The following is a 717-nucleotide window of genomic DNA, read 5'->3' on the forward strand; positions in this document are numbered from 1 at the left end:
CGCACTCGCGGACCTGCCGCAGGCGACCTTCGCGTCGAAGGTGACGATCGCCGACGGCAAGGCCACGGTTGCGCGAGAAGTCGACGGCGGCGCCGAGACGCTCACGCTGAAGCTGCCCGCGGTGGTCACGACCGATCTGCGCCTGAACGAGCCGCGCTACGTGACGCTGCCCAACATCATGAAGGCGAAGAAGAAGCCGCTCGAGACGCTCAAGCCTGAAGACCTCGGCGTCGATGTCAAGCCGCGTCTGAAGACGCTGAAGGTCACCGAACCGGCCGGACGCAGCGCCGGCGTGAAGGTGCCGGATGTGAAGACGCTGGTCGAGAAGCTGAAGAACGAAGCCAAGGTGCTGTAAGCGGACGGAGACACACGAGATGACGACGCTGGTAATTGCTGAACATGACAATCAGTCGCTGAAGGCGGCGACGCTGAACACCGTCGCGGCCGCGCAGAAGATCGGCGGTGACATTCACCTGCTGGTGGCAGGCCACAACGCACAGGGCGCAGCCGAAGCCGCATCGAAAGTCGCAGGCATCGCCAGGGTCCTGCTCGCCGATGCGCCGCAACTGGCCGAAGGCCTGGCGGAAAACGTCGAAGCGACGGTCCTCGCGCTTGTGCAAGATGCGGCGAAGCACTACACGCACATCGTTGCGCCCGCAACGGCATACGGCAAGAACATCGCCCCGCGCATCGCGGCGAAACTCGACGTCGCGCAGA

1 protein-coding gene and 1 pseudogene are annotated in these 717 nt (G+C 64.7%); both read left to right on the forward strand.

All coding sequences use genetic code 11. The features are described from left to right. Positions 1-355: electron transfer flavoprotein subunit beta/FixA family protein (locus ACYPXD_RS28855; RefSeq protein ID WP_459706076.1), on the forward strand; the 355-nt coding region annotated here is incomplete at its 5' end. A gap of 19 nt (positions 356-374) precedes the next feature. Further along, positions 375-717 (forward strand): annotated as a pseudogene (locus ACYPXD_RS28860) (electron transfer flavoprotein subunit alpha/FixB family protein); the annotation flags it as partial.

It is taken from the genome of Paraburkholderia sp. 2C (assembly GCF_054589215.1).